This is a genomic window from Myroides odoratimimus, from assembly GCF_004337635.1.
In the GTDB taxonomy this organism is placed as follows: Bacteria; Bacteroidota; Bacteroidia; order Flavobacteriales; family Flavobacteriaceae; genus Flavobacterium; species Flavobacterium odoratimimum.
Map to the genome: position 1 here is coordinate 3,765,749 of NZ_CP037427.1, position 25,847 is coordinate 3,791,595.

The window sequence follows — 25,847 nt, forward strand, 5'->3', positions numbered from 1 at the left end:
TCATTTATTTAATGAATTAGATAGATATTTTTTATCCTAAATAGGCTTTAAAATGATGAAAAAACAGTAGTTATATCAATTATACATTTCCCTATCTCTTTCTTTATTAATATATAATTTTTATAGCTATACTATTATTAGATAGATAATTTTTATATTATTTATACTGCAAAATTTAATAGACAAACTCTATAATGATTGATAAAAAAATGCTATTACAAGCAAAACACAATAAATAATCTAACCATTACAGGGATAATACCCAATTATTTATGATTTCTCTACCATGAGAGGTAATATAAGATTCAGGGTGAAACTGTACTCCCTTAATATTATACACTTTATGGCGAATAGACATGATAACTCCTTCATCGCTAAGCGCTACTATCTCTAGTTCTTCTGGAAAATCAGTAGTCGATAAAGCCCATGAATGATATAACCCCACTGAAACAGGTGTATCTATAGTAGCAAATAAAACATCTTCTGTTCTGTAATATAAGGTAGTAGACTGCCCGTGATAGACATAAGATAGATTCTCTAATGTAGCTCCGAAGTACTCTCCGATAGTCTGATGCCCTAGACAAACACCTAAGATCGGTTTATCTGCTTTATATCTATCTAATATTCGAAACAAGATAGGGTAACTACGAGGGACATCTGGTCCTGGAGATAAAACAAGCATATCAAACTTATCCAAAGATTCTAAAACAACCTCATCATGAGGAATTACTGTAATATTACAATGTTCGTTCTCATCAAAGAGTTGAACCAAATTATAAGTAAACGAGTCATGATTATCTATTATAACAATTTGTTTGATTTCACTCATAAACTATTTTGTACTTTTGAACCTTTAAACTTGATTAAATATGGTGCTCAAAGATACAACTATCTCTCTAATGAACTCATTGGGATCACAGAGAATTCCTTTCCTTTTTATCATTAGCTATGATGGAAAAGACTGTATCATCCAACCCTTAAAAGATATTGATCAAGAAGAAATAAAATATAACTTCAACGGAATAAGCAATACACAACCAAAAGAGCATATCTCTGATCTAAAAATAGAAGCTACTCCCCTTAGTTTTAAGCAATATCAAGAGAAGTTTGATATCGTCAAACAAGAGTTACAGCTAGGGAATACATACCTTATTAACCTCACTGTAGCTACGCCTATATCATCTGAATACACCTTAGAAGATGTGTATCACACTGCTAAAGCTAAGTATAAACTACTGGTAAAAGATCAGTTCACGTGCTTCTCACCTGAGATATTCGTTCAAATCAAGGATAATGCGATATACTCCTATCCTATGAAAGGAACTATAAAAGCTGATATTCCTAATGCAGCTGAGATACTGTTAAACAATCAAAAAGAAACAGCTGAACATTATACAATAGTTGATTTAATCCGAAATGATTTAAACATTGTTTCTAAAAAAGTAAGAGTGAACCGATTTAGATATCTAGATCGATTAGAGACTTCTAAAGGACCTATCTTACAAATGAGTTCTGAGATAGCAGGAGAGCTATCTCCTAATTGGCACCATGGAATAGGAACTATATTTAGCAAACTACTACCTGCTGGCTCTATCACTGGATCTCCTAAAGAAAGTACAGTAAATATAATAGCCAAAGCAGAACAATACGACCGCAATTACTATACTGGAGTATGTGGTATCTATGATGGTGAAAGCGTTGATAGTGCTGTGATGATTCGCTTTATAGAACAACAATCTAATCAACTGGTGTATAAAAGTGGTGGAGGAATAACCTCGTCTAGTGAAGTAGAAAAAGAATACGAAGAGTTACTTCAAAAAATATACATACCTAGTTGATTAATTTCAATTAAAATACAAATCAACTAGTATAAATTCATTTTTATCATTTTTAAAGTGATAAACAACTCTTATTAATAATAGTTAAAAAACAACTCTACTGAGCGAATTTAAATTATTCAATTATCATATTGCACTACTTTTTATTGCATTTTAGTTAATTAAAATCACTAAAAACAAGCACTTTGTCTATTCATAATTGATTATTTTATTTTTATATACATCTTAATTCTGTAAATTACCCCTACCAAAAACTAATTTAATAAAGAATGAAAGATTTGTATAAACAAATCGGTGAATTACTCATCGATCAGAATTACGATGCCTTACATGATCTAAAAATCGAAAAGCCAGAGTACTTTAACTGGGTACAAGAAGTGTATGAAGATATACACGTAAAAGAGACACCTGAGAAGACTGCCCTATTATGGACAGATGGAGAGGTGACTCATCACTACACCTTTCAGACCTTACATGACAGGTATAACCAATTGATTAACTTTTTGCGTTCTAAAGGGATTCAAAAAGATGATGTGATTCTAACACAAATGATGCTACAACGCATTAACTGGGTAACGCATTTAGCTACAATAAAAGCGGGATATCGATTATCACCTGCTGCAAGTATACTAGGTGTAAAAGATCTAGTATACAGATTCCAAAAGATAGCTCCTAAAGTAATACTAGCTGATAGTGACAATGTAGAAAAGATAGATCAAGCAGAGAAAGAATCTGGTATAGTGATCCCTGTAAAGATTATCGTAGATGGACAAAGAGAAGGTTGGTACCCACTGACTGTACTAGATGAACAGAGCAAAGAGGCAAAAGGTGAAATGACTAAACCTGATGATACCCTATTTATGTTCTTTACCTCTGGTACTACTGGAATGCCTAAGATAGTATGCCATACTCAGTTAAGTCAACCTCTTGGGCACCTTACTACTACCTCTTGGATAGGACTTACTAGCAATGATATTCACTATAATATCTCACAACCTGGGTGGGCTAAATTTGCTTGGAGTAGTCTGTTCGCACCTTGGAATGTGGGCGCTACAATATTTGCTTTTGCTACAAAAGAACGCTTCAATGCTGCTAAAACACTAGAGATGATAGAGAAACACGAGGTGACATCTTTATGTGCTCCTCCTACTGTACTGCGTTTCTTTATACAAGAGGATCTGAAGAAATACAACTTTAGCCTAAAGAAATGTGTAGCAGCTGGTGAACCTCTAAACCCTGAGATCATTGAGGAATGGAAAGAAGGAACTGGGTTAGTCGTTAGAGATGGTTTTGGTCAAACAGAAAGTACTTGTATGATCGCTAACTATCCTAATGCTAAGCTAAAATATGGTTCTATGGGTAAACCTACTTTCTTATACGACATTGTCATTGCAGATGATGATGGAAAAGAAGTAGCGATCAATGAGGAAGGGAATATCTGTGTAAAAACAGGTACAGGACAGCTAAACGGGATATTTAAAGAATACTTATACGACAAAGTAAAACAGAGTGAAGTATTTAAACATGGATTATACTACACAGGCGACAAGGCATATAAAGATGAAGATGGTTATATCTGGTTTATCGGTAGAGATGATGATGTGATCAAAGCTTCTGATTACCGCATCGGCCCATTCGAAGTAGAAAGTGTATTATTAGAACATCATGATGTAGTAGAATCTGCTGTAGTAGCAAGTCCTCATCCTGTAAAAGGGTTTGAAGTAAAAGCGTTTATTATCTTAAATGACCATACTAAAGCATCTGTTGAGCTAGCTAACGAATTATTTAAATACTCTCGTGAACATTTAGCACCTTATAAGATGCCTCGTAAAATAGAGTTTGTGACAGAGCTACCAAAGACCATTAGTGGTAAAATAAAGCGTGTAGAACTAAGAGCCTTACAAGCTGAAAGGATTGCCAAAAAACAAGAAGTTGAACTAGAGTTTGACTACGTAAAATAAGAAAAGAGAAAAGGGCTGCCAGATATCTGACAGCCCTCTCTAATTATGAATAAAAAACTTACTATTCTAACGTAAAACTAATAGACACATTAGACACTACTTCTAATTCTCCTAAAGCGATAGTTTGTTCTCCGAAATCCGCTGATGCTTTCATCATTGCCATCGGTCTAACGATAATAGGTGTAGATGCACTGCTATCAGATACTAAAATAGCTTTACCTACTTTTTGCCCTAATGCATTTGCATAATCAGTAGCTTTTTGTTTTGCTTCTTTTACTGCTAGTGTACGAGCTTCTGCTTCATACATTGCTGTCTTAGAAGACTGGAAGTCTACTCCATCGATTCTATTCACTCCAGACTCTGTAAGTCCTACCATTAACTTCTCATACTTAGAGATATCTGTCAATGTAATAGATAAAGTCTGAGATGCTGTAAAATAATCTTTCTTCTCTTCATAGTCTCTAGATTTATAAAGGCTCACACGTTCTGTCTGCATGTCTTTATCTTCTATTTTCATTGATTTTATGTACTTAATGATCGTTGCGATAGCTTTATCATTTGCTTTTTTAGCATCTGCTGCTAAATCAGCTTTATTCTCTACTCCTACTCTAATGACTACTTTATCTGGTGTAACATTTACCTTTCCTACTCCATTTACTTGAATCTGTGGAACAACTACACCGTTGTTATTTTGAGCTACGATAGCTGTTGTTGTCATTAATAATGACGCGAACATAATTGACATTTTTTTCATTTGTGACTTTCTTTTTGCTTTGTTATATTACAAATGTATCTAAAAAACATACTGTAAATAGTACCAAGTTCATAAATAATTGCCAAAAAAAGTCTATTGAATCCTTTTGCTTCGATACATTCCCACTAAAATCAGTACAGGGATTAGCAATATTGCTATTAATTTAAATTCTGTTTGGATCAAGATAGGGTACTTTAATACAATCAATATTAAACCTGCTAATGCTCCTCCAATATGTGCTGTATGGCCAATACCATCACTATTCTTCTTCATTCCATAAAGTGAGTACAGTAAATACCCTACTGCAAATATATAAGCAGGAATAGGAATCGGTATAAAGAACATATACAGACTCATAGAAGGATTAAGCATAATAGACGCATATAATACTCCCATAATAGCTCCTGATGCCCCTACTGCTCTGTAATGAGGTTGGTTCTTATAAAACTGATAGGTCAATATATTTCCTACCAATAAACTTGCAACATAGACTATCAAGAAGTATAATACTCCTGAAACATGGATAATAATATCTGCAAAAAAATACAGGGTCAACATATTAAATGCGAAGTGCATCCAGTCAACGTGTAAGAAACCTGATGTTATGAAACGATAGCGCTCTCCTCTATTAATTTGATTAATATCAAAGCAATACTTATTAAAAAAGCTAAAATCATTTAGCCCTTTGTAAGTAACAAGTCCATTTAACCCCAAAAGAATTAGGGTAACCGTAGATATATCCATATAAAAATATTTGGTTAAAAATAAAGAATTGTTCGCTACTCGCCTATTAAATTTGTGTTAGATTATGGTATTAAACTATCTTTGCACAAAATCAAACAGAATGAATTTCCTTATATATATAATTGTTTACCCTATAATATGGCTAATCTCTAAGATGCCTTTCCCTATATTTTACTTTATCTCGGATATCTTCTATGTATTGTTATATAAAGTTGTCGGATACAGAAAGAAAACAGTGAGAGAGAATATTAGAATGACTATGCCTCACCTCTCTGAAAAGGAGGTTCAAAAAGTAGAGAAAGAATCCTTTAGACATTTATGTGATATCTTCTTAGAAATGATCAAAACATTTACTATCTCTGAAGAAGAACTTAAAAAGAGATTTACCTTTACGAATTTAGATACTGTCTTAGAAGTAGAGAAACAAGGAAAGAGTGTCATGCTATTCTGTGCACATTATGCTAACTGGGAGTGGATCATCATCTTAGATCGCTTTATTCAATTCCAAGGTTATGCTGTCTATAAGAGAATTGCAAATCCTTACTTCGATAAGTTAATTAAGAAGATTCGTTCTCGCTTTAACACCGTACTTGTCGAAATGAAGGAAACCATCAAGGTAATCAGACAAAATGAAGTGAATAAAAACCATGGTGTCTATGCTTTTATTAGTGATCAATCTCCTATGGTGAGTAAAGCCAATTGTTGGCAAGACTTTATGGGGATAGAAGTTCCCGTATTTACAGGAGGAGAAGCACTGTGTAAGAAATTCGATATGGTACCTATGTATCTTAAAGTAGAATATGTTAAACGCGGGCATTATAAGACAACTTTTGTTCCTTTATTAAAAGAAGGAGAAGCACTAGAGGATGTTCCTAATTATGAATTGACTCATCGATTCTTAGGTGAATTAGAGAAGCAAATTATAGAAGCGCCTTCATACTACTTCTGGACACATAAGCGATGGAAACACCAAGGCAAAAAACCTGCTAATATCAAATAGTAATATCATTAAATCCTTTCTAATCAGAAAGGATTTTTTATTTACAATAAAAGTAAGTCCACATCGCTAATATCATTGTAAATTATTACATTAGCACATTATAAGTATTCTAATTTTTTATGAAATACATCAAATTATTAATTAAGATAATCTTAATTTCAATCTCTACTTTAGGGATATGTGTTATTATTTATTTTTTAGCTGCCAGAGGACTTTCGAATATTACAGTAAATGAGATACAAGAAGAACCTCAAGAATTCACCATGTACCTTACCACTAATGGTATGCATACAGACTTCGTGTTTCCTGTTAAATCAGATTTAATTGATTGGAGTAAAGAGCTAAAATTCGAACATACAAAAGAACAACGTAGAAACTTCGCTTATATCGCATTAGGTTGGGGAGATAAAGGATTCTTTTTAGACGTAGAGGATTGGGATAACGTAAAACCAGGTATAGCTATCAATGCTGTCTTTGGGTTAGGAACTACTGCAATACACTCTACTTACTTATCTAATATAGAACTAGACGAAAATACAATAGAGGTGAAATTATCCAAACAACAGTACCAGATACTCATCGATTACATCGTATCTTCGTTTAAACGAGATACAGATAACAATATAATTAATATCAAAACTGATAAAGCATACGGATTAAACGATTCTTTTTATGAAGGAGAAGGAAAGTATAGCTTCTTATATACATGCAATACTTGGGCTAATTCTGGTCTAAAAAAAGCTAAGATGAAAGCTTGCTTATGGACTCCCTTCCAAGAAGGTATCTTTAGAAAATATAATTTGTAAACATCTTTTATATCGGAATGAGGATTTCCGTATAGTTTTATTATAAAGGTGTAGTACCTTTGTTCATGCGCTAGGTAAGTGATTCTGTACTAAGTATACTACTATACAGAATTCAATAAATACTTATTATACAAATAAAGGGAACCGATTTGGTTCCCTTTGTTATTTGCTATAATTCTATAGTTATATTCCAGCAATCACTTTTAACTCGTCTATCATACGCAAAGCTAAACTGTCTGCATCTTCTTGTGTTCCTGCTTCCGTATATATACGAATAATAGGCTCTGTATTAGACTTTCTTAGATGTACCCATGACGAAGGGAAGTCTATCTTCACACCATCAACTGTAGATACTTCTTGATTTTTATAATTTTCAGCGATCTGTTCTAAGATCATATCTACATTTAACTTAGGCGTAAGTTCTATCTTATTCTTACTCATATAATACTGAGGATAAGAAGCTCTTAACTCTGCTACAGTCATATCTAAGTTAGACAAATGTGTTAAGAATAAAGCTACACCTACGATAGAATCACGTCCATAATGTGTCTCTGGATAAATGATACCTCCATTACCTTCTCCTCCGATTATTGCATTAGTAGCCTTCATCATTTCTACTACATTTACTTCTCCTACAGCTGATGCATTATAAGTACCTCCATGTTTCTGAGTAATATCTCTTAATGCACGTGATGATGATAAGTTAGACACTGTGTTACCAGGTGTTTTACTTAATACATAATCTGCTACTGCTACTAAAGTGTACTCTTCTCCAAACATTTCGCCATCATTAGAAATAAAAGCTAAACGATCAACATCTGGATCAACTACTACACCGAAGTCTGCATTCTCTTTTTTCACTAAGGCACAGATATCACCTAAGTGCTCTTTTAGAGGTTCTGGATTATGAGGGAAGTGTCCTGTTGGATCACAATAAAGCTCTACTACCTCTACTCCTAATTTTCTCAATAAAGCAGGAATAATAATTCCTCCAGATGAGTTAACAGCATCTACTACTACCTTAAACTTACGTTTCTTAATAGCTTCAACATCTACTAACTTTAGTTTTAATATCTCCTCTATATGGATGTCCATATAGTTATCTTTATGTTCTATAGTCCCTAAACTATCTACATCTGCAAAATCAAATGCATCTTTCTCAGCAATTTCTAAAATGATTTGCCCTTCAGCACCACTTAGAAACTCTCCTTTACTGTTCAATAATTTTAGAGCATTCCATTGTTTTGGGTTATGAGAAGCAGTTAAGATAATACCTCCATCTGCTTGCTCTAATGGAACAGCTATCTCTACAGTAGGCGTAGTAGATAAACCTAAGTCTATTACATGAATACCTAACCCAACTAAAGTATTTACTACCAAATTATGAATCATAGGTCCTGAGATACGAGCATCTCTACCAATCACTACTTTTAAACTTTCTTTATTTGAGTTGTTTTTAAGGAATGTTCCATAAGCTGATGCAAATTTCACTGCATCAATTGGAGTAAGATTATCCCCTACTTTTCCTCCTATAGTACCACGTATACCAGATATAGATTTAATCAATGTCATAATTACATATTTTTTATTAACACAAAGATATAGAATTATAGGTGGGACAGCCTGAACAATTTTGTAAAATACCGTATTTTTATAGTCAAAATGAGATTATGAACTTCTTAGCCCATATATACCTCTCTGGGGATGACACTTTACTTAAAATAGGAAACTTTGTAGCGGATAGTATTCGAGGAAAAGACTACATCAATTATCCTACTAAAATTCAACAAGGTGTAATCTTACATCGAGAAATAGATACTTATACAGATGCTCATGAAATCTGGAGAAAAAGTAAAAAACTTATTGTACCCCAATACAACCATTACGCCGCTGTTCTAATAGATATGTACTACGATCACTTTCTAGCTAAAAATTGGAATCAATACAGTTCTATCCCATTAGAAGAATATGCTCAACGTTTCTATACCGAATTACAAGAGAACTTTACTGCCCTACCTGTTAAGGTTCAAAACTTCTTACATATTATGCTTGAAGAAAATTGGCTTGTAAAATATCGTTCTATAGAAGGGTTAAGATATATACTGACACAAATGGATCGTAGAACGAAAGGAGTCTCTAAGATGTCTTTTGCTACAACAGAACTAGTAGAACATTATGATACATTCGAAGAGCATTTCTCTACTTTCTTTACAGAATTACAAAAACATTTAATTGATTTTAAAAAAACAGAGCGTTACTTATTAAAATAATATCTTATCTTATATCTTTCTATTATCACGAATAACAAAACTAGATAATTATTACCAAAAGGGTTTTCTTTTACATTATTTTTGCAATATGAAAATTATAAATCCCAAGAAAATAAAGTACTACGCTGGTCAAGTGTTTAAGTATGCTGAAGGAATACTATTCTTCCTGAAGTCTATCTTAAGCAATAGGCAGTTTTTATATTTCTCTTGCGTCTTAGTAGGGGCATCATCTGCTATTGCTGTTACAGTTTTGAAGTACTTTGCTCACAATGTATTTAAACTTGCTACCTATATAGACAACATCTCTCATCTACCTTATATGAACAGTATTCTACCTATTATAGGTATTTTACTTACCGTATTCGTTGTTAGAAAATTTCTAAATGGATCTATTGAGAAAGGTACATATCAGATCATGATTGCTGTTGCTAAGAAGTCTGGTATTATGCCACGTAAGCAGATGTACTCACAGATTATCACAAGTTCTTTGACTGTAGGTATGGGAGGTTCGTTAGGTCTTGAATCTCCAATTGCTATTACAGGGGCTGCTTTTGGTTCTAATTATGCTCAGAACTATAAGCTTAATTACAAAGATCGAATACTATTATTAGGTTGTGGTGTAGCTGCTGGAGTATCAGCTGCTTTTAATGCGCCGATAGCTGGTGTTCTTTTTGCTATAGAAATTATCTTAGTTGATGTTTCTGTATCTGCTTTTATACCTATTATGATTTCTGCTGCTACAGGTACTATTGTAACGAACTTAATTATCAAAGAAGACATTTTACTTTCTTTTAAAAATCAGTTGGTATTTGATACAGGTAACACAGCTTACTATATTTTACTAGGTATTTTATCTGGTTTCTTTTGTGTATATCATGCTAGAATGTTCCGAAAGACAGAACACTATATATCAAGTATGAAGTTTGGTGCTTATAAGAAAGCATTAATAGGGGCTTCTATGTTAGCAGTCTTAATTTTTCTCTTTCCTACACTTTTTGGTGAGGGATATGAAAGCATTAAAATACTAACTAGTGATGCACCACAGTCTATTCTAAATAATACTTTGTTAGCTGATTTTTCTAATAAACAATGGGTATTATTACTCTTTGTTGGAGGGGCAGCATTAGTAAAAACTTATGCTGTAGGATTAACAATGGGAAGTGGAGGAAATGGAGGTAACTTCGCTCCTTCTCTATTCGTAGGTTCTTATCTTGGTTTTACTCTAGCCAAACTATTACAGTTATTAGGTATAAAGGAGATTCCTGTTCAAAACTTCACAGTAGTAGGAATGGCAGCTGTAATCAGTGGATTGTTTCATGCTCCTCTGACAGGTATTTTCTTAATTGCAGAAATAACAGGAGGATATGGATTAATGGTTCCTCTATTAATCGTATCATCTATTAGCTTTGCAATCTCTAAGCACATGGAAAAATACTCTATGGATATTAAATCTATAGCTACAACGGGGATGGTCTTCACTTCTGATAAAGATTCTAATATATTATCAACTATAATAGCAAGTGATTATATTAAAAATGATATTAAGACTTTAACACCACAACACACTACCGCAGCTGTTGTAGATATTTTTGCAAATACTAAACAGACCTTTATTCCTATACTAGATAGTGAACAAAAAATCATTGGTATCGTTAACCTTGATAGTGTAAGACCTATTATATTCAGTGAGTTTCAAACCAAATTCACACCTATTAAAGACCTAATAGAAACACCTATAATTGTATCTAAAAACGATTCTTCTAAAATCATTATGCAGACTTTAGAAACTAACAACTTAGAATTTGTACTAGTACAAGAAAACAAAAAATATATAGGATATCTAATTAAAGCAGAATTACTTAAAGCATATCGTATCAACCTAAAGTCACTGTTATTAGAATAAAAAAGGGTTCCTTATTGAAGGAACCCTTTTTATTTTAAGTATGTATTTTTTTTTGTTTCACAAATTTTGAAATAGAACAACAAAACAACAAAACCAAATCCCTTTTTAAGTAGCCAGCTCAAAAGAAATTAAAATAAAAAATCTATTTCAGAAACAAAACACATAACTGATTGAATTACTTCGCCTTTGTAATTCTCTAACAAAGATAAAATAATATTGTATAGTAAAAAGAGAGATCCTTTGTTTTTAACAACTATTATCCCAAATAGATACTTTGCCACTATCCGTCTTCTAAATAAGCCGTTTTAAATACATTTCATAAATAAAATGAAAGTTTTGTTAAACACTCTTCAACCTTCGTTGTACAATTCTTACATTTACATAATAATGTATTTATTATCAAATATTACTATAGTTATGTATATTAAAAGGTATTTCCTTTATTGTATACATACTTTAATTCAAATTACGTTTATTCATGCAAAATGATTTCGTTAGAGAGATACTGACACAAAATGAAAGTTCACAATCATTCTTAGACAAACAAAGAATTGAAAAATTCACTGATACGTTATTTCATTTTCTATTTCAATTAGAAGATAAAAAATACTTATCAGAAGAAGCTATCAATATCCGTTTATCTACACTAAAGTTAGAGTTACTTTCTATTGTATTTAAAATTAATAATGATGTAGATAAGTCTCAAAAAATAGCTAATGACTTTTTCGAAGCTTTACCACATATTTTCTTTACACTTAAAACAGATGCGCAAGCTATTTTAGAAAATGACCCTGCAGCTACTTGTTTACAAGAAGTATACATAGCTTACCCAGGATTTTATGCGATTGCTATTTATCGTTTTGCACATCAACTACACACACAGAAAGTAGTGCTATTACCAAGAATATGGACAGAACATGCACATAGTAAGACAGGTATTGATATTCATCCTGCTGCTATCATTGGATCTCATTTCTGCATAGACCATGGAACGGGTATCGTGATAGGAGAAACTTGTGTTATTGGTCAAAACGTAAAAATATATCAAGGTGTTACTTTAGGAGCTATTTCTGTATCTAAGGACAAAGCAAATACAAGAAGACACCCATATATTGAAGATAATGTTATTATTTATTCTGGTGCAACTATATTAGGAGGTGATACTATTATAGGTCATGATACTGTAATAGGTGGTAATGTATGGTTAACCAAAAGTGTAAAGCCTAACTCTATAATGTATAGTAAAAGTAAAAGCTATTCTAAAGATCAAGAAAATTATCCTGAACCAATTAATTTCATAATTTAATTAATCAAAAAAATCTAAGAATCATGAAAATAAATAGTGTACTTGAGGCAATAGGAAATACCCCTCATATTAAAATAAACAAGTTATTTCCAAATGATATTAATGTTTGGATTAAACTAGAGAAACAAAATCCAGGAGGAAGTTTAAAAGACCGTATTGCCTTAGCTATGATTGAAGATGCTGAAGCAAAAGGGTTAATCAATAAAGACACTACTATTATAGAGCCTACTTCAGGAAACACTGGAGTTGGTCTAGCTATGACCTGTGCTGTTAAAGGTTATAAATTAATCCTAGTAATGCCTGAGTCAATGAGTATCGAACGCAGAAAGCTTATGGCTGCTTATGGAGCTAAATTTGTCCTAACGCCAAAAGAATTAGGAACATCTGGTTCTGTATCTAAAGCAACTGAACTAGCAGAAGAAATGGAGAACGCATGGGTACCTCAACAGTTTAACAACTTAGCAAACCCAGAAGTACACCGTAAAACAACTGCTCTAGAAATCATCAATGACTTCCCTGAAGGTATTGACTATCTAATCACTGGAGTAGGAACAGGTGGACACATCACTGGAGTAGCAGAAGAGTTAAAAAAAGTTTTTCCTAAATTAAAAGTGTTTGCTGTAGAACCTGAAAACTCTCCTGTCTTAAGTGGAGGAAAACCAGGTCCACACCCATTACAAGGTATTGGTGCAGGATTTATACCTAAAGTAGTGAATACAGATATCTTTGATGGTATTATCACTATAGGTAAAGAAGAAGCGTATGCTTATACTAATAAAATTGCTAGTCAAGAAGGTATTTTGGCTGGTATTTCTACAGGTACATCTTTAGCTGCTATTGCTAAAAAATTACCAGAAATAGAAAAAGGAGCTACTATTTTAACCTTCAACTATGATACAGGAGAAAGATATTGGTCTGTTTCTGAATTATTTGATGAAAAAGCAGCAGAAATAAAGTAATTATTATTCATACGATCTATATCAAGGGAGTTTAATCATAAACTCCCTTTTTGTTTTTCGTTTCTGTTTATTTAACAATTTTTAAAGAAGGCTAACTAAGCTGTATTCCTCTAACTGTAGCTCTCTTCCAGATTATTATTGTATTTTTGTGCTTGTAACAGAAAATAATAAATCACATGCTTAAAAGATCTTTTCTAATAACAGCTTTAGCTTTTACAGCTTTAACTGCATGTAAGTCAGTACCACAAGGAACAACTACATCTTCAGAAAACGCCTTAAACAACATTGAAGTAAATGGGAAATTATACTCAGCTGTATTCCAACAAAATGCTGCTGAATATCAAGCTTTAGCTGCTCAGGCTTTCAATATTGCTACATTGCAACTAGATCGCATTCTTACAGAACAACACAATAAGCCTCTTGCTATTGTTACTGACATCGACGAAACTTTCTTAGACAACTCTCCTTATGCTGTACAAATGGCTAGAGAAGGTAAATCTTATGACCAAGCTACTTGGACAGAATGGACTTCTAAAGGAGAAGCTCTTCCATTATTAGGAAGTTTAGAATTCTTTAACTATGCTAAGTCTAAAGGTGTAGAAGTATTCTATATCACAAATAGAAACCAGAATGACAAACCTGGTACTATGAAAAACTTAGTAAAGTATAACTACCCTTACGCAGATGATACACACGTTATCGTTAGAACTGCTGAGTCTAGTAAAGAGGCAAGACGCCAAAAACTAAGCGAAACTCACGAAATCGTAATGCTTTTAGGAGATAACTTATCTGACTTCTCTACGCTTTGGGATAAAAAGACTCAAGAAGAGAGAATAGAGAATGTAAGAAACAATAGAGAACAGTTTGGTAAGAAATTTATTGTTTTACCTAATACAGGTTATGGAGATTGGGAAGCGGCATTATTCCAATACAGAAAAGACCTTTCTAAAGAGGACAAAGATAAAATCTACGACAAAAGCGTAAAAGGTTTTAAATAATAACAAAAAACTAACAACTTAATATCAATGAAAAAATTAATGGCTTTAGTACTTTTCGTAAGTACTACTCTATCTTTCACAGCATGTTCTAACGATGACAATGCTCCTATTAGATCTGAGATAAATGCTGAAGGAACATGGTATGCAGATAAATTATCTTATACTTATGGGACAACAGAAATGACTCATAACTATACTGAAATGCCTGGTGAAAATGCCGTATATCAAACAGATAAACTAGTCATTATTAATAATAAAGTTACACTTACAGAATATTTTAAAAATGTTTCTGAACCTGTAGTTACAACAGGTACGGTTAAAAACAATATAATTACTTTTGATAAAGAAGGATATGCTCCTCGTCAAATCAATGGTATTGTTAATGGGCAATTATCACTTACCTATAATTACACAATGAGAGGTGCAACATTACCTGTAACTGTTACTTATGGTAATTCTAACCCTACTCAATACATTGGTACTTGGATTTCTCACGAATTGTCTTATACTTATGGAACAACAGAAATGATTCATAACTATACCGATATGCCTGGTGATAATGCAGTAAATCAACCTGATAATTTAGTATTAACAGAAAATACTGCTGTTCTTACTGAATACTTCAAAAACAAAAAAGAACCTGTTATTACTAAAGGAACAATTAAAGGTAATATCATTACTTTCGAAAAAGAGAATTATACTCCACGTAAGATTAATGGTATTGTTAAAGGTCAATTATCTCTTACTTATGACTATACAATGAGAGGTTCAACATTACCTGTAACTGTCACTTACACTTCAAATAAATAAACTAATATTAGTTAATACACTAAGCCTCATAATTAATTTTATGGGGCTTTATATTTTATTACAACATTCAATTCATTTTTTTTATATATTTCCACACAAATAACAAACCATCATAAACTAATGAAAAAACTATTATCTATCAGTTGTTTCCTTTTAACTACAATTCTATTCACTAGCTGTAGTAATGACAGTGGAATCACAGTAAAAACTTATTTTGGAAAATGGGAATCTAACACTATCAGATTAAAAGATGGTAGTACAGTTAAATACACTGAAATCGGTACATTTAATAAAAATGAAGAACTAGAGGTTTTCACAGATCAACTTGAATCAGTCAAATTAGTTCAATATTATAGTAATGAAATAAAACCTAAAGTTAAGTTAGGTAACGTTTCTGATGATTTTATTGTTTTTGAAAGTGTTAATGACAAAAGACAAATTGTCAAAGTAGAACAAAACGAGCTCTCTTTAGTAACTAGGGTAAGTATAAATGGTCAATTAGAACTTGTTCAAATAAATTATACAAAAATAGGTCCTCCAAGAGATGAAGAGCCTATAAAATAAAATTATCAGCCTATAAGACAAAGCCTCATAATTAATTTTATGAGGCTTTTTTATTACAACATATTCATTATAAACACTTCTCACACAAAAGCCGTACTTTAAAGGATTAGCAATAAACGGCAATATGTAGTTTTATTCTAAATAATATTGTACAGATATTAAATTCTATTGATTTTTATGTATCTTCAAGCTCTTTACAAACAACATAAAACAATCATGAATATTGAAACTAAAGTCAAATCCAAAAAAATAACCTTATTACAATCTCTAATCCCTATGATAGTCCTTATTGCACTATTAGGTACTAATGTATTCGTTTATGGTAGTGCTGCTTTAGCGGGTTCTAACCAATTCGTTCTATTAATAGGTGGGCTTATCGCAATCGGAATAGGTCTATACAATAAAGTCGATTACGAAGATATTATTAAAAAAATCACTAAGAACGTTAGAGAGACCACTAGAGCTATCTATATACTGTTATTAGTAGGAGCCTTATCAGGAACTTGGTTATTGAGTGGTATTATTCCGACAATGATTTACTATGGTTTACAGATTTTAGAACCTCATATATTCTTACCAGCGACAGTAATTATCTGTTCCATTATCGCCTTGGCAACAGGTAGTTCTTGGACCACATCTGCTACAGTAGGTATTGCTCTAGTAGGTATAGGTAATGCGATGGGTATTGATCTAGCGCTTATTGGAGGTGCTGTAATATCAGGAGCATACTTTGGAGATAAGTTATCTCCACTATCAGACACTACTAATCTAGCCTCTGCTATGGCTGGTACAGATTTGTTTACTCATATAAGATATATGATGTTCACTACTATCCCTACCTATGTACTAACCTTAATCATATTTATCATCATCAGTTTTAATCTTGATGTACCTGAGACCATAGATATGTCCGCTTCATTACAGGCAATTGACCAAACATTCAACATTACACCTTGGTTATTCTTAGTTCCTGTCATCGTAATTGGAGCAATATTAAAAAAGATGAAACCAATACTTGCTTTACTTTTAGGAACCTTATTAGGAGCTGTATTCGCTCTATTTTTTCAGCCAGATATAGTAGCCTTTGTAGGAGAAGGAACTTCATTGACACCAGTTACAGCCTATAAAGGAATTATGAATGCCATCACTACAGATATTGCTATCCTATCTCCTATGGAAAGTTTAAATAGCTTATTCGAAGCAGGAGGAATGAAAAGCATGCTAAACACAGTATGGTTAATTATCTGTGCAATGTTCTTCGGTGGAGCAATGGAAGCTATTGGAGCTTTAAAGAAAATAACACAAACCCTATTGAGCATAGCAAAGTCAGTTTTTGGATTATTCGCAAGCACAATGGCAAGTTGCGTTGTTGTAAACTTAACTGCTTCTGAACAATATTTATCATTAGTAATACCTGGTAAAATGTTTTCTAAAGCCTATAAGGATAAAGGACTTGCGCCTGAGAACTTAAGTAGAACACTAGAAGATTCAGGGACTGTGACATCAGTACTAATTCCTTGGAATACTTGTGGGGCTTATCACTCAGGAGTACTAGGAATTGATACAATGACATATGCTCCTTACGCATTCTTTAATATTATTTCACCATTTGTATCTCTTACTTATGTTGTATTAAATATTAAAATAAGACGTTTAGTAGATACTATAAAAGCATAATTACTCACTTATCTTATAAAAAATAATAGGGCTATTTCGTACGAAATAGCCCTATTATTTTAATTATATCTCTAAGGTTGTTGCGAATTTGTAATCCGTAACATACCATCTAACACTATCTAGAATAATTAGGTGCAGATTTAGTAATCGTAATATTGTGAGGGTGACTCTCTCCAATACCAGAAGCAGTTAACTGAACAAATCTAGCCACTTCTTGTAATGTAGGAATATCTTTAGCACCACAGTATCCCAAACCAGCTCTAAGACCTCCTATGAACTGTAACATACTCTCGCTAAGCTCTCCTTTATAAGGCACTCTACCTTCGATTCCTTCAGGTACCAATTTTTTCACATCATCTTCTACATCTTGGAAGTAACGATCTTTAGAACCTTGCTTCATAGCTGCTACAGATCCCATTCCGCGGTAAGCTTTGAACTTTCTTCCTTCGAAGATAATAGTTTCACCTGGAGATTCCTTAGTACCTGCTAGCATTGATCCTAACATTACACAGTCTGCTCCTGCTCCTAACGCTTTAGGGATATCTCCTGTATAACGAAGACCTCCATCACCAATCACTGGTACACCTGTTCCTTTTAGAGCAGCTGCTACTTCCATGATAGCTGAGAACTGTGGGAACCCAACCCCTGCTACTACACGTGTAGTACAAATAGATCCAGGTCCGATACCTACTTTAACAGCGTCAGCACCATTCTCTACTAAGAATAAAGCAGCCTCTGGAGTAGCGATATTACCTACTACTACATCGATTTCAGGGAAAGCAGTTTTTACCGCTTTTAACACCCCTACCACTCCTTGAGAGTGACCATGTGCAGTATCTATAATTAACGCATCTACACCAGCTTGTACTAATAATTTAGCTCTATCTACAGCATCAGCAGTTACTCCTAAAGCAGCTGCAACACGTAGTCTACCGAACTTGTCCTTATTAGCATTTGGTTTTAAAGTAAGTTTAGTGATATCTCTAAAAGTGATTAATCCTACTAATTTATTATCAGCATTAACTACTGGTAATTTTTCGATTTTTTTCTCTTGAAGAATTTCTTCTGCTTGATCTAAAGTAGTACCCTCAGCAGCAGTTACTAGATTATCTTTAGTCATTACCTCTGTGATAGCACGATCGTTTTGTTTTTCGAAGCGCATATCTCTATTCGTAATGATTCCTTTAAGAAGCCCATTGTCATCAACAATTGGAATACCTCCGATTCCGAATTCAGCCATTGCCTTTTTCGCATCACCTACAGTAGCTGTAAGAGGAAGAGTTACTGGGTCTATAATCATACCTGACTCAGCTCTTTTTACCTTTCTTACTTCTTTTGCTTGCTCTTCAGCAGTCATGTTCTTGTGAATCACTCCGATTCCCCCCTCACGAGCCATAGCAATAGCCATTTCACTTTCCGTTACAGTATCCATCGCAGCAGATACTACAGGAACGTTCAAAGTAATGTTTCTAGAAAATTTTGATTTTAAACTAACTTCTCTTGGAAGTATTTCTGAATAGTTTGGAACTAGTAATACGTCATCGTAAGTAAGTCCTTGACCGATGATTTTAGTTGTGTGTGCTTTCATGTGCAATGTCGTTGAATTGCACGCAAATTTACTATTTTTCTATGTAATAAAAAACTTTAATGGTAAAAATTAAATATTTTTAAAGCTTCATTATATGAGCTTTCAAATGACATAGCACTCAAGTTCGTATCTACCTTATTTGCTGTAAAGTAGCTCAACATCTTCTCTGTTGGCATATTTCCAGTCAAATCATCTTTTGCCATTGGACATCCCCCATAACCTTTTATTGCACCATCATAACGTAGACATCCAGCCTTATAGGCCGCATCAATCTTCTCAAACCAACTATCAGGAGTAGTGTGTAGATGTGCTCCAAACTCAATATTAGGATAAGCTGGAATCAAATTGCTAAATAAATAATCTATCACTTCTGGTGTAGAACTTCCTACCGTATCCGATAATGAAAGAATCTTCACTCCCATCTTTGACAGCTTTTCAGTCCAATCCCCTACGATATCTACATCCCACGGATCTCCATAAGGATTACCAAACCCCATAGATAAATAAGCCACAACCTCTTTATCGGCTTTAGTAGCGATATTCAATATCTCATCTAAAGTAACGATAGATTCTGCAATAGTCTTATGTGTATTACGCATCTGGAAGTTCTCAGATATAGAAAAAGGGAATCCTAAATACTGTATTTCTTTATGCTCAGCAGCTTGTTCTGCACCTCTTGTGTTTGCGATAATAGCTAATAGCTTGCTCTCTGTCTTACTCAAGTCTAACTGAGCTAATAACTCAGCCGTATCCTGCATCTGAGGAATAGCCTTAGGAGAAACAAAACTACCAAAATCTATGGTATCAAACCCCACTCTTAAAAGAGACTGTATATACTGTACCTTTTTTTCTGTTGAGATAAACATCTTAATGCCTTGCATGGCATCACGAGGACATTCTATAATTTTTACTGCTGGTTTCATATAATTCAAATATAAATGAAAAGCCACAATTTTACAATGTGATTTTCTTTATTTTATTTACTTAACATACTCAAACAACATTCTATTGATTATCTGACACATAGAGTTCCTATAAACAAAAAAAGTTCTAAAGATATTATCCTTAGAACCTTTTTTACTATTATTTTCTTCTTAGCTTACTAGTAGAAAAACTGCTAATCCACTAAAAACGATGATTTGAAGCCACTTTAAAAATATATTGACATATTTATTATCTCTCATATAATCTGTCAGCTTAGCTGCTATAGTACAGATGATAAAGAAAATGACTACTGCTTCTGTAATAAACACGGTACCTAGTACAAAAACTTGTTTCTGTACACTCCCTGCACTTTCTGTAATAAACCCTGGGAATAAAGCCAAAAAGAACATCATAACCTTTGGATTTAATACATTCATCAGCAATCCTTTTCTGACAAATCCCATAAAAGTCTTATCATTCTGTCCTGAACTAGATTCATCAATGACGATTACATTCTCTTCCTGAAATACTTTATAAGACAACCAGAATAGATATAAGGCTCCGAATAACTTAACACCTTTAAACAGTAATTCAGATTGCGTAATTAAAGCGGAGATTCCAAATGCAAATAATGATAAATGGAATAATAAACCTCCTACCTGTCCTACCACTACCGCATATCCATACTTACGCCCTCTGGTAATGCTCTGCGAAACCACATATAGAATATCTGGCCCTGGAGTAATAATCAATAAAAAACAAGTTATAAAAAAAGTATATAATACTTCTGTTGACATAATTAATTCTAGTATTTAGATAATATGGCCTTATTAATCTTTTTAATCAAGCCTGGTCCTTCATATATAAAGCCAGTATAAAGCTGAATTAAGCTTGCTCCTGCCTCTAGTTTTTCTATCGCATCTTCTGCAGAATGTATACCTCCCACACCGATAATAGGGAATGCTTTATTACTCTTCTCAGATAAGAATCGAATAACCTCTGTACTTCTCTTCGTCAGAGGCTTTCCACTTAGTCCCCCTGTCTCCTGCTGATGAATAGACTTCAGATTACTGCGATCGATAGTAGTATTCGTAGCGATTACTCCAGCTATTTTTGTTTCTGTAACAATCTCTATAATATCTAATAACTGATCATCTGTTAAATCTGGTGCTATCTTCAGTAAAATAGGCTTAGGAGCCTCTTTCTGATTATTTTTAACTTGTAATCCGTGAAGTAACGCTTTCAGTGGTTCTTTATCCTGTAATGCACGTAAATTAGGTGTATTAGGTGAACTCACATTTACCACGAAATAATCTACATAAGGAAACAACGCTTCAAAACAGATTTCATAATCTTCATTTGCTTGTTCATTAGGAGTCACTTTGTTCTTCCCAATATTCCCTCCTATCAGCGTTCCTTTATTCTTCTTTAGACGCTCAATAGCCTCTTCTATCCCTCCATTGTTAAATCCCATTCTATTGATAAGACCATTGTCTTCTTTTAGACGGAATAATCTCTTTTTAGGATTTCCAGGTTGTCCTTTTGGAGTAAGAGTCCCGATTTCTATAAAACCAAAACCAAAGTTTTCTAATTCTCTGTATAACTTAGCATCCTTATCCAGACCTGCTGCAAGACCTACTGGATTCTTAAACTTTAATCCAAATACTTCTCTCTCTAATCTAGGGTCATTTACTTGACAATTGGCGCGAATAAGTGCGGATACACCAGGAATACTATTCACGAATTTAAGAGCACCGAAGGTAAAATGATGCACTTTCTCTGGGTCAAACCTAAAAAATATAGGCTTAATAATGCTTTTATACATACTAAATGACTTTGTGTTGTTGTGTGTCTAAATTTTGTGCAAAGGTAGTATTTAAACCTTGGATTTCATAGCGGTCTTTTTTTGTTTTTTATGATGGCCTTCCAATAGTTATTTCTAACACTAACCAATTAGGTCAAAACAGTTTACAAAAAAGTCCTTCTAAGTAATCTCTACTAATCTTTCTCTACCAACCAAGCCCTATTTTCCTTGCACTTTCTTGAGGTTTTCTTGGAGATTCCTTGGGGTTTCCTAGCCCAGAAAGCATTTTTCTCGAAGAAAGGTGCAAGAATACCTCAAGAAAACCCCTAGCAATCTCGAAACATTATAATTTAAACATTATTCATCACCATACCTCCAACTACCGCATCTTATTTAAATCCAGTATAAACAAAGCGTTCCACTCTTATCTTTTTTATATGTTTTGTAAATTGTAGCATATTAAAAAAGATAGAAATATGTTACCATTACAATACCAAAAGTTCAAAGAAGAACTAGCTAATCACTTAGATTCTGATAGAATTATCACTAATCCGATTCAACTATTAGCGTATGGTACTGATGCTAGTTTTTATAAATTAGTTCCTAAAATAGTTGTTCAAGTACACAATCACCAAGAAGCTGTAGCTACTCTACAGACTGCTACAAGGCATAATGTAGCGGTGACGTACCGAGCGGCAGGAACAAGTCTATCTGGACAGGCAGTAACAGATTCTGTCTTGATGGTGGCTACTCATCAATGGAAAAAATACGAAATCTTAAACAATGGGCTTCAAGCGAAGTTTCAGCCTGGTATTATTGGAGGAAGAGCTAATATTATCCTGGCTCCTTATGGACGTAAAATCGGTCCTGATCCTGGCTCTATCAATGCCGCAATGATAGGCGGTATCGCGGCTAATAACGCTAGTGGAATGTGCTGTGGTACTTCGCAGAACTCTTATAATACAATTGCAGATATTAAGATTGTTCTTTATGATGGAACCGTATTAGATACAGCAAGCGATGAAAGCAAAAAAGAATTCGCTGAGAAACACCCTGAAATCATCAAAGAAATAGAGCGTCTAAGGGATGCTATTCACACAGATCGCACACTATACGATCGAATAGAGCGCAAGTTTAAAATCAAAAATACCACAGGATATAGCCTTAACGCGTTTATAGATTATCACGATCCTTATGAAATCATTAAACATATTATGATAGGGTCTGAGGGTACATTAGCCTTCATCTCTGATATTACATATAATACAGTCATTAATTACAAACACAAAGCGTGTACATTAATGATTTTTGAAACGATAGAAAAAGCCTGTCAAGCTGTACCTTTTTTAAAGAAAAGCCCTGTAGCTGCAGTAGAGTTACTAGATAGAAATAGTATTAAATCTATCGAAGATGAAGCTCTTGCCCCAGAATATTTCAAGACATTACCAGAAACGGCTTGTATCTTACTTGTAGAAGCACAAGCAGAGAATGAAACTGAAATGTCAACTAAACAACAACAGATTAGAGAAGCTATCGCTTCTACTCCTACTTATAAACCTTTTGAGTTTACTTCAGAACCTCAACAATACGCATTCAATTGGAAGGCTAGAAATGGTCTGTTACCTACGACAGGAGCATTGAGAAAGACAGGTACTACTTGTATCATTGAAGATGTTGCCTTTCCTGTAGAGAAATTAGCCGATGCGTGTATTGCCATGAAAGATTTGTTTGCAGAATTACAATACCATGATGCAGTACTATTCGGGCATGCCTTAGAAGGAAACTTACACCTAGTATTCTCACAAGATTTCTCTACTCAAGAAGAAATAGACAGATATGCTCGATTAATGGATGGGTTGGTAGAAATAGTAGTAGATAGATTTGAAGGTTCATTAAAAGCTGAACATGGAACAGGGCGAAATATGGCTCCTTTCGTAGAGAAAGAATGGGGTAAACAAGCTTATGACATTATGCTAAAAGTCAAAGCAATCTTTGACCCACATAACTTAGTGAACCCAGGTGTAATTATCAATGCTAATCCTCATGTTCATTTAGAGAACTTCAAAGCTTCTCCTGCTACTAACGAAATAGTAGATAAATGTATCGAATGCGGATTCTGTGAATCACACTGTGTATCAGAAGGGCTCACACTATCACCAAGACAACGTATCGTGGTAGGTAGAGAAATAGCAAGACTACAAGCTATAGGGAAAGATACAGAAGAGTTAGAGAACTTAGTAAATAGTGCTCATTACTATGCTGATGAAACATGTGCTACAGATGGACTATGTGCCTTAGCGTGTCCTGTAAAAATAGATACGGGTAAATACATTAAAGATATTCGTCATAGCGCTATTACGGACAAAGACAGAAAAAATGCTGAGTATTTTGTAGAAAATATGGAACGCGTTACTGCCATGGGGCGTAAGGCATTAAACACCGTTGGGGTATTCCAAAATATCTTAGGGAATAAGATTATGACTAGTGTGTCAAGTGGTATGCGTAAGATGTCTGGTAATAAAATACCACAATGGAATGTAGCCATGCCTAAAGGCAATAAGCATAAAATAACAGAACCTATCGTTAATCCTGGACAAGATAGAAAAGTAGTTTACTTCCCTTCATGCATTAATAGAACAATGGGTAAATCTAATGACTATCCTAAATCTGATATGGATTTAACAGCTAAAACAGTAGAACTACTTAAACGTGCTGGATATACCATTATATACCCAGAAAACGTAAATAATATGTGCTGCGGAATGCCATTTAGCAGTAAAGGAATGAAAGAAGAAGGACATACTAAATCATCAGAATTAGAACTTGCTTTATTAAAAGCTACTGAGGATGGTAGATATCCTGTATTATTCGACATGAGTCCTTGTTTTTATACCTTCTATGAAGCTCATAAAGGTGGTAAGCTAAAAATGCACGATCCTATCGAATTTATGTTAGATTATGTGATGCCTATATTACCTGTTAAGAGTCCAAGAAAAGAAATCAGTGTATTCCCTGTATGCTCTGTTAAGAAAGTAGGATTAGAAGGCAAGTTACTTGAATTGACTAAGCTGTGTGCTGAGAAAGTAAACTATATTGATAGCAACTGTTGTGGCTTCGCAGGAGATAGAGGGTTTACATTCCCTGAATTAAACAAACATGGTAATAGACACTTAAAAGAACAAATACCTACTGATGCGAAGGATGCATTCTCTACCAGTCGTACATGTGAAATAGGACTAACAGAATATGGAGGTGTAAACTTTAAGTCTATCTTCTACTTAATAGATGAAGTAACTAAATAGAACTACTTATTAAAAATGATAAAATATGGCATAGACAACAAGTCTATGCCATATTTTATTTAGATTTGTTTTTAAACCAATTCAAAAAACATGCTAAATATAGACTTAACCATATTTCCCATACTCGAAACAGATAGACTTATTCTTAGACGTTTAGATATAAATGACTTAAACACGATGTACACCATGCGTACAGACCCAGAAGTGATGAAGTATATCCCTGTACCTGTTACACAATCAGAAGAAGAAATAAAACAATATATCCATTCTATAAATGAAAGAATGGCAGCTAAAGAATGTGTTAATTGGGCAATCACACTAAAAGAAGAAGGTACAATGATTGGCACCATCGGGTTTTATCGTATGAAACTAGAGCACTATAGAGCAGAAACAGGATATATGTCTTTGCCCCAGTATAATGGAAAAGGTTATATAACTGAAGCTCTTCAAGCCATCGTACATTATGGCTTCTCTACAATGAAATTACATTCTATAGAAGCGCTCTTAGATCCAGAGAATATTGGTTCTATGAAAGTTCTTGAAAAATGCGGCTTTATAAAAGAAGGTCATTTAAAAGAAAACTGGTTCTTTGATGGTCAATTCTTAGATACGGTGATCTATTCTAAACTAAACAAATAA

Annotated in this window: 22 protein-coding genes; 14 read left to right on the forward strand and 8 right to left on the reverse strand. The window is 33.7% G+C overall.

What is annotated here, in order from left to right; all coding sequences use genetic code 11:
- Positions 1–247: 247 nt before the first annotated feature.
- Positions 248–829, reverse strand: a complete 582-nt coding sequence (locus tag E0Z07_RS17160; RefSeq protein WP_131541040.1) for an anthranilate synthase component II — start codon at positions 827–829, stop codon at positions 248–250.
- A gap of 40 nt (positions 830–869) precedes the next feature.
- Here E0Z07_RS17160 and E0Z07_RS17165 point away from each other — a divergent pair, with 40 nt between their 5' ends.
- Positions 870–1,838 (forward strand): aminodeoxychorismate synthase component I, encoded by a 969-nt coding sequence (locus E0Z07_RS17165; protein WP_059051229.1) that lies wholly within the window; start codon positions 870–872, stop codon positions 1,836–1,838.
- Positions 1,839–2,107: 269 nt separating this feature from the next.
- Positions 2,108–3,799 (forward strand): acyl-CoA synthetase, encoded by a 1,692-nt coding sequence (locus E0Z07_RS17170; RefSeq protein WP_131541041.1) that lies wholly within the window; start codon positions 2,108–2,110, stop codon positions 3,797–3,799.
- 61 nt (positions 3,800–3,860) lie between these two features.
- On the opposite strand, the gene E0Z07_RS17175 is transcribed toward E0Z07_RS17170, so the two are convergent.
- Together E0Z07_RS17175 and E0Z07_RS17180 are read right to left on the reverse strand one after the other, a co-directional pair.
- Entirely contained in the window at positions 3,861–4,553 is a 693-nt protein-coding gene (locus E0Z07_RS17175; RefSeq protein WP_016648996.1) for an SIMPL domain-containing protein, read from the reverse strand.
- A 93-nt stretch (positions 4,554–4,646) separates the two neighbouring features.
- A complete protein-coding gene (locus tag E0Z07_RS17180) occupies positions 4,647–5,297 on the reverse strand; it encodes a rhomboid family intramembrane serine protease (protein WP_006258454.1) in 651 nt (216 codons plus the stop codon).
- Between the two features lie 100 nt (positions 5,298–5,397).
- Here E0Z07_RS17180 and E0Z07_RS17185 point away from each other — a divergent pair, with 100 nt between their 5' ends.
- A complete protein-coding gene (locus tag E0Z07_RS17185; protein WP_006258455.1) occupies positions 5,398–6,297 on the forward strand; it encodes a lysophospholipid acyltransferase family protein in 900 nt (299 codons plus the stop codon).
- Positions 6,298–6,416: 119 nt separating this feature from the next.
- Positions 6,417–7,103, forward strand: a complete 687-nt coding sequence (locus tag E0Z07_RS17190; protein ID WP_059051231.1) for a TIGR02117 family protein — start codon at positions 6,417–6,419, stop codon at positions 7,101–7,103.
- 183 nt (positions 7,104–7,286) lie between these two features.
- On the opposite strand, the gene glmM is transcribed toward E0Z07_RS17190, so the two are convergent.
- Positions 7,287–8,675 carry a phosphoglucosamine mutase gene (glmM, locus tag E0Z07_RS17195; protein WP_006258457.1) on the reverse strand — a complete coding sequence of 463 codons (1,389 nt, stop codon included), beginning with the start codon at positions 8,673–8,675 and terminating at the stop codon, positions 7,287–7,289.
- A 98-nt stretch (positions 8,676–8,773) separates the two neighbouring features.
- On the opposite strand from glmM, the gene E0Z07_RS17200 reads away from it, so the two are divergent.
- The 8 genes from E0Z07_RS17200 to nhaC all read left to right on the forward strand — a co-directional run bounded on the left by E0Z07_RS17200 (position 8,774) and on the right by nhaC (position 17,590).
- Positions 8,774–9,373 carry an acyl carrier protein phosphodiesterase gene (locus tag E0Z07_RS17200; RefSeq protein ID WP_006258458.1) on the forward strand — a complete coding sequence of 200 codons (600 nt, stop codon included), beginning with the start codon at positions 8,774–8,776 and terminating at the stop codon, positions 9,371–9,373.
- An 88-nt stretch (positions 9,374–9,461) separates the two neighbouring features.
- Positions 9,462–11,276, forward strand: a complete 1,815-nt coding sequence (locus E0Z07_RS17205; protein ID WP_006258459.1) for a chloride channel protein — start codon at positions 9,462–9,464, stop codon at positions 11,274–11,276.
- Between the two features lie 478 nt (positions 11,277–11,754).
- Positions 11,755–12,582 carry a serine O-acetyltransferase gene (locus E0Z07_RS17210; protein ID WP_006258460.1) on the forward strand — a complete coding sequence of 276 codons (828 nt, stop codon included), beginning with the start codon at positions 11,755–11,757 and terminating at the stop codon, positions 12,580–12,582.
- A 23-nt stretch (positions 12,583–12,605) separates the two neighbouring features.
- A complete protein-coding gene (cysK, locus tag E0Z07_RS17215) occupies positions 12,606–13,541 on the forward strand; it encodes a cysteine synthase A (RefSeq protein WP_006258461.1) in 936 nt (311 codons plus the stop codon).
- Positions 13,542–13,717: 176 nt separating this feature from the next.
- The gene (locus E0Z07_RS17220; RefSeq protein WP_006261700.1) at positions 13,718–14,539 is read left to right on the forward strand and encodes a 5'-nucleotidase, lipoprotein e(P4) family; all 822 of its coding nucleotides are present in this window, start codon (positions 13,718–13,720) and stop codon (positions 14,537–14,539) included.
- A gap of 27 nt (positions 14,540–14,566) precedes the next feature.
- On the forward strand, positions 14,567–15,349 hold the full coding sequence (locus tag E0Z07_RS17225) for a hypothetical protein (RefSeq protein WP_006261701.1): 783 nt from the start codon (positions 14,567–14,569) through the stop codon (positions 15,347–15,349).
- 120 nt (positions 15,350–15,469) lie between these two features.
- Positions 15,470–15,913, forward strand: a complete 444-nt coding sequence (locus E0Z07_RS17230; protein ID WP_006258464.1) for a hypothetical protein — start codon at positions 15,470–15,472, stop codon at positions 15,911–15,913.
- A 177-nt stretch (positions 15,914–16,090) separates the two neighbouring features.
- Entirely contained in the window at positions 16,091–17,590 is a 1,500-nt protein-coding gene (gene nhaC, locus E0Z07_RS17235; RefSeq protein ID WP_006261702.1) for a Na+/H+ antiporter NhaC, read from the forward strand.
- A 115-nt stretch (positions 17,591–17,705) separates the two neighbouring features.
- On the opposite strand, the gene guaB is transcribed toward nhaC, so the two are convergent.
- The 4 genes from guaB to E0Z07_RS17255 all read right to left on the reverse strand — a co-directional run bounded on the left by guaB (position 17,706) and on the right by E0Z07_RS17255 (position 21,927).
- Entirely contained in the window at positions 17,706–19,178 is a 1,473-nt protein-coding gene (gene guaB / locus E0Z07_RS17240; protein ID WP_131541042.1) for an IMP dehydrogenase, read from the reverse strand.
- Between the two features lie 56 nt (positions 19,179–19,234).
- A complete protein-coding gene (locus E0Z07_RS17245) occupies positions 19,235–20,101 on the reverse strand; it encodes a hydroxymethylglutaryl-CoA lyase (RefSeq protein WP_131541043.1) in 867 nt (288 codons plus the stop codon).
- A 171-nt stretch (positions 20,102–20,272) separates the two neighbouring features.
- Positions 20,273–20,899 carry a LysE family translocator gene (locus E0Z07_RS17250; RefSeq protein ID WP_039330214.1) on the reverse strand — a complete coding sequence of 209 codons (627 nt, stop codon included), beginning with the start codon at positions 20,897–20,899 and terminating at the stop codon, positions 20,273–20,275.
- Between the two features lie 8 nt (positions 20,900–20,907).
- Positions 20,908–21,927 (reverse strand): quinone-dependent dihydroorotate dehydrogenase, encoded by a 1,020-nt coding sequence (locus E0Z07_RS17255; RefSeq protein ID WP_006261705.1) that lies wholly within the window; start codon positions 21,925–21,927, stop codon positions 20,908–20,910.
- Between the two features lie 455 nt (positions 21,928–22,382).
- On the opposite strand from E0Z07_RS17255, the gene E0Z07_RS17260 reads away from it, so the two are divergent.
- Positions 22,383–25,208, forward strand: coding sequence for an FAD-binding and (Fe-S)-binding domain-containing protein (locus E0Z07_RS17260; RefSeq protein ID WP_131541044.1), 2,826 nt, complete (start codon positions 22,383–22,385; stop codon positions 25,206–25,208).
- Positions 25,209–25,298: 90 nt separating this feature from the next.
- On the forward strand, positions 25,299–25,847 hold the full coding sequence (locus E0Z07_RS17265; RefSeq protein ID WP_058699705.1) for a GNAT family N-acetyltransferase: 549 nt from the start codon (positions 25,299–25,301) through the stop codon (positions 25,845–25,847).

Coding starts and splice junctions, on each gene's coding strand:
- cysK (WP_006258461.1), top strand. CDS start 12,606: ATGAAAATAAATAGTGTACTTGAGGCAATAGGAAATACCCCTCATATT.
- E0Z07_RS17230 (WP_006258464.1), top strand. CDS start 15,470: ATGAAAAAACTATTATCTATCAGTTGTTTCCTTTTAACTACAATTCTA.
- E0Z07_RS17180 (WP_006258454.1), bottom strand. CDS start 5,297: ATGGATATATCTACGGTTACCCTAATTCTTTTGGGGTTAAATGGACTT.
- E0Z07_RS17165 (WP_059051229.1), top strand. CDS start 870: ATGGTGCTCAAAGATACAACTATCTCTCTAATGAACTCATTGGGATCA.
- E0Z07_RS17160 (WP_131541040.1), bottom strand. CDS start 829: ATGAGTGAAATCAAACAAATTGTTATAATAGATAATCATGACTCGTTT.
- nhaC (WP_006261702.1), top strand. CDS start 16,091: ATGTATCTTCAAGCTCTTTACAAACAACATAAAACAATCATGAATATT.
- guaB (WP_131541042.1), bottom strand. CDS start 19,178: ATGAAAGCACACACAACTAAAATCATCGGTCAAGGACTTACTTACGAT.
- E0Z07_RS17210 (WP_006258460.1), top strand. CDS start 11,755: ATGCAAAATGATTTCGTTAGAGAGATACTGACACAAAATGAAAGTTCA.
- E0Z07_RS17250 (WP_039330214.1), bottom strand. CDS start 20,899: ATGTCAACAGAAGTATTATATACTTTTTTTATAACTTGTTTTTTATTG.
- E0Z07_RS17220 (WP_006261700.1), top strand. CDS start 13,718: ATGCTTAAAAGATCTTTTCTAATAACAGCTTTAGCTTTTACAGCTTTA.
- E0Z07_RS17265 (WP_058699705.1), top strand. CDS start 25,299: ATGCTAAATATAGACTTAACCATATTTCCCATACTCGAAACAGATAGA.
- E0Z07_RS17245 (WP_131541043.1), bottom strand. CDS start 20,101: ATGAAACCAGCAGTAAAAATTATAGAATGTCCTCGTGATGCCATGCAA.
- E0Z07_RS17255 (WP_006261705.1), bottom strand. CDS start 21,927: ATGTATAAAAGCATTATTAAGCCTATATTTTTTAGGTTTGACCCAGAG.
- glmM (WP_006258457.1), bottom strand. CDS start 8,675: ATGACATTGATTAAATCTATATCTGGTATACGTGGTACTATAGGAGGA.
- E0Z07_RS17225 (WP_006261701.1), top strand. CDS start 14,567: ATGAAAAAATTAATGGCTTTAGTACTTTTCGTAAGTACTACTCTATCT.
- E0Z07_RS17170 (WP_131541041.1), top strand. CDS start 2,108: ATGAAAGATTTGTATAAACAAATCGGTGAATTACTCATCGATCAGAAT.
- E0Z07_RS17175 (WP_016648996.1), bottom strand. CDS start 4,553: ATGAAAAAAATGTCAATTATGTTCGCGTCATTATTAATGACAACAACA.
- E0Z07_RS17185 (WP_006258455.1), top strand. CDS start 5,398: ATGAATTTCCTTATATATATAATTGTTTACCCTATAATATGGCTAATC.
- E0Z07_RS17205 (WP_006258459.1), top strand. CDS start 9,462: ATGAAAATTATAAATCCCAAGAAAATAAAGTACTACGCTGGTCAAGTG.
- E0Z07_RS17260 (WP_131541044.1), top strand. CDS start 22,383: ATGTTACCATTACAATACCAAAAGTTCAAAGAAGAACTAGCTAATCAC.
- E0Z07_RS17190 (WP_059051231.1), top strand. CDS start 6,417: ATGAAATACATCAAATTATTAATTAAGATAATCTTAATTTCAATCTCT.
- E0Z07_RS17200 (WP_006258458.1), top strand. CDS start 8,774: ATGAACTTCTTAGCCCATATATACCTCTCTGGGGATGACACTTTACTT.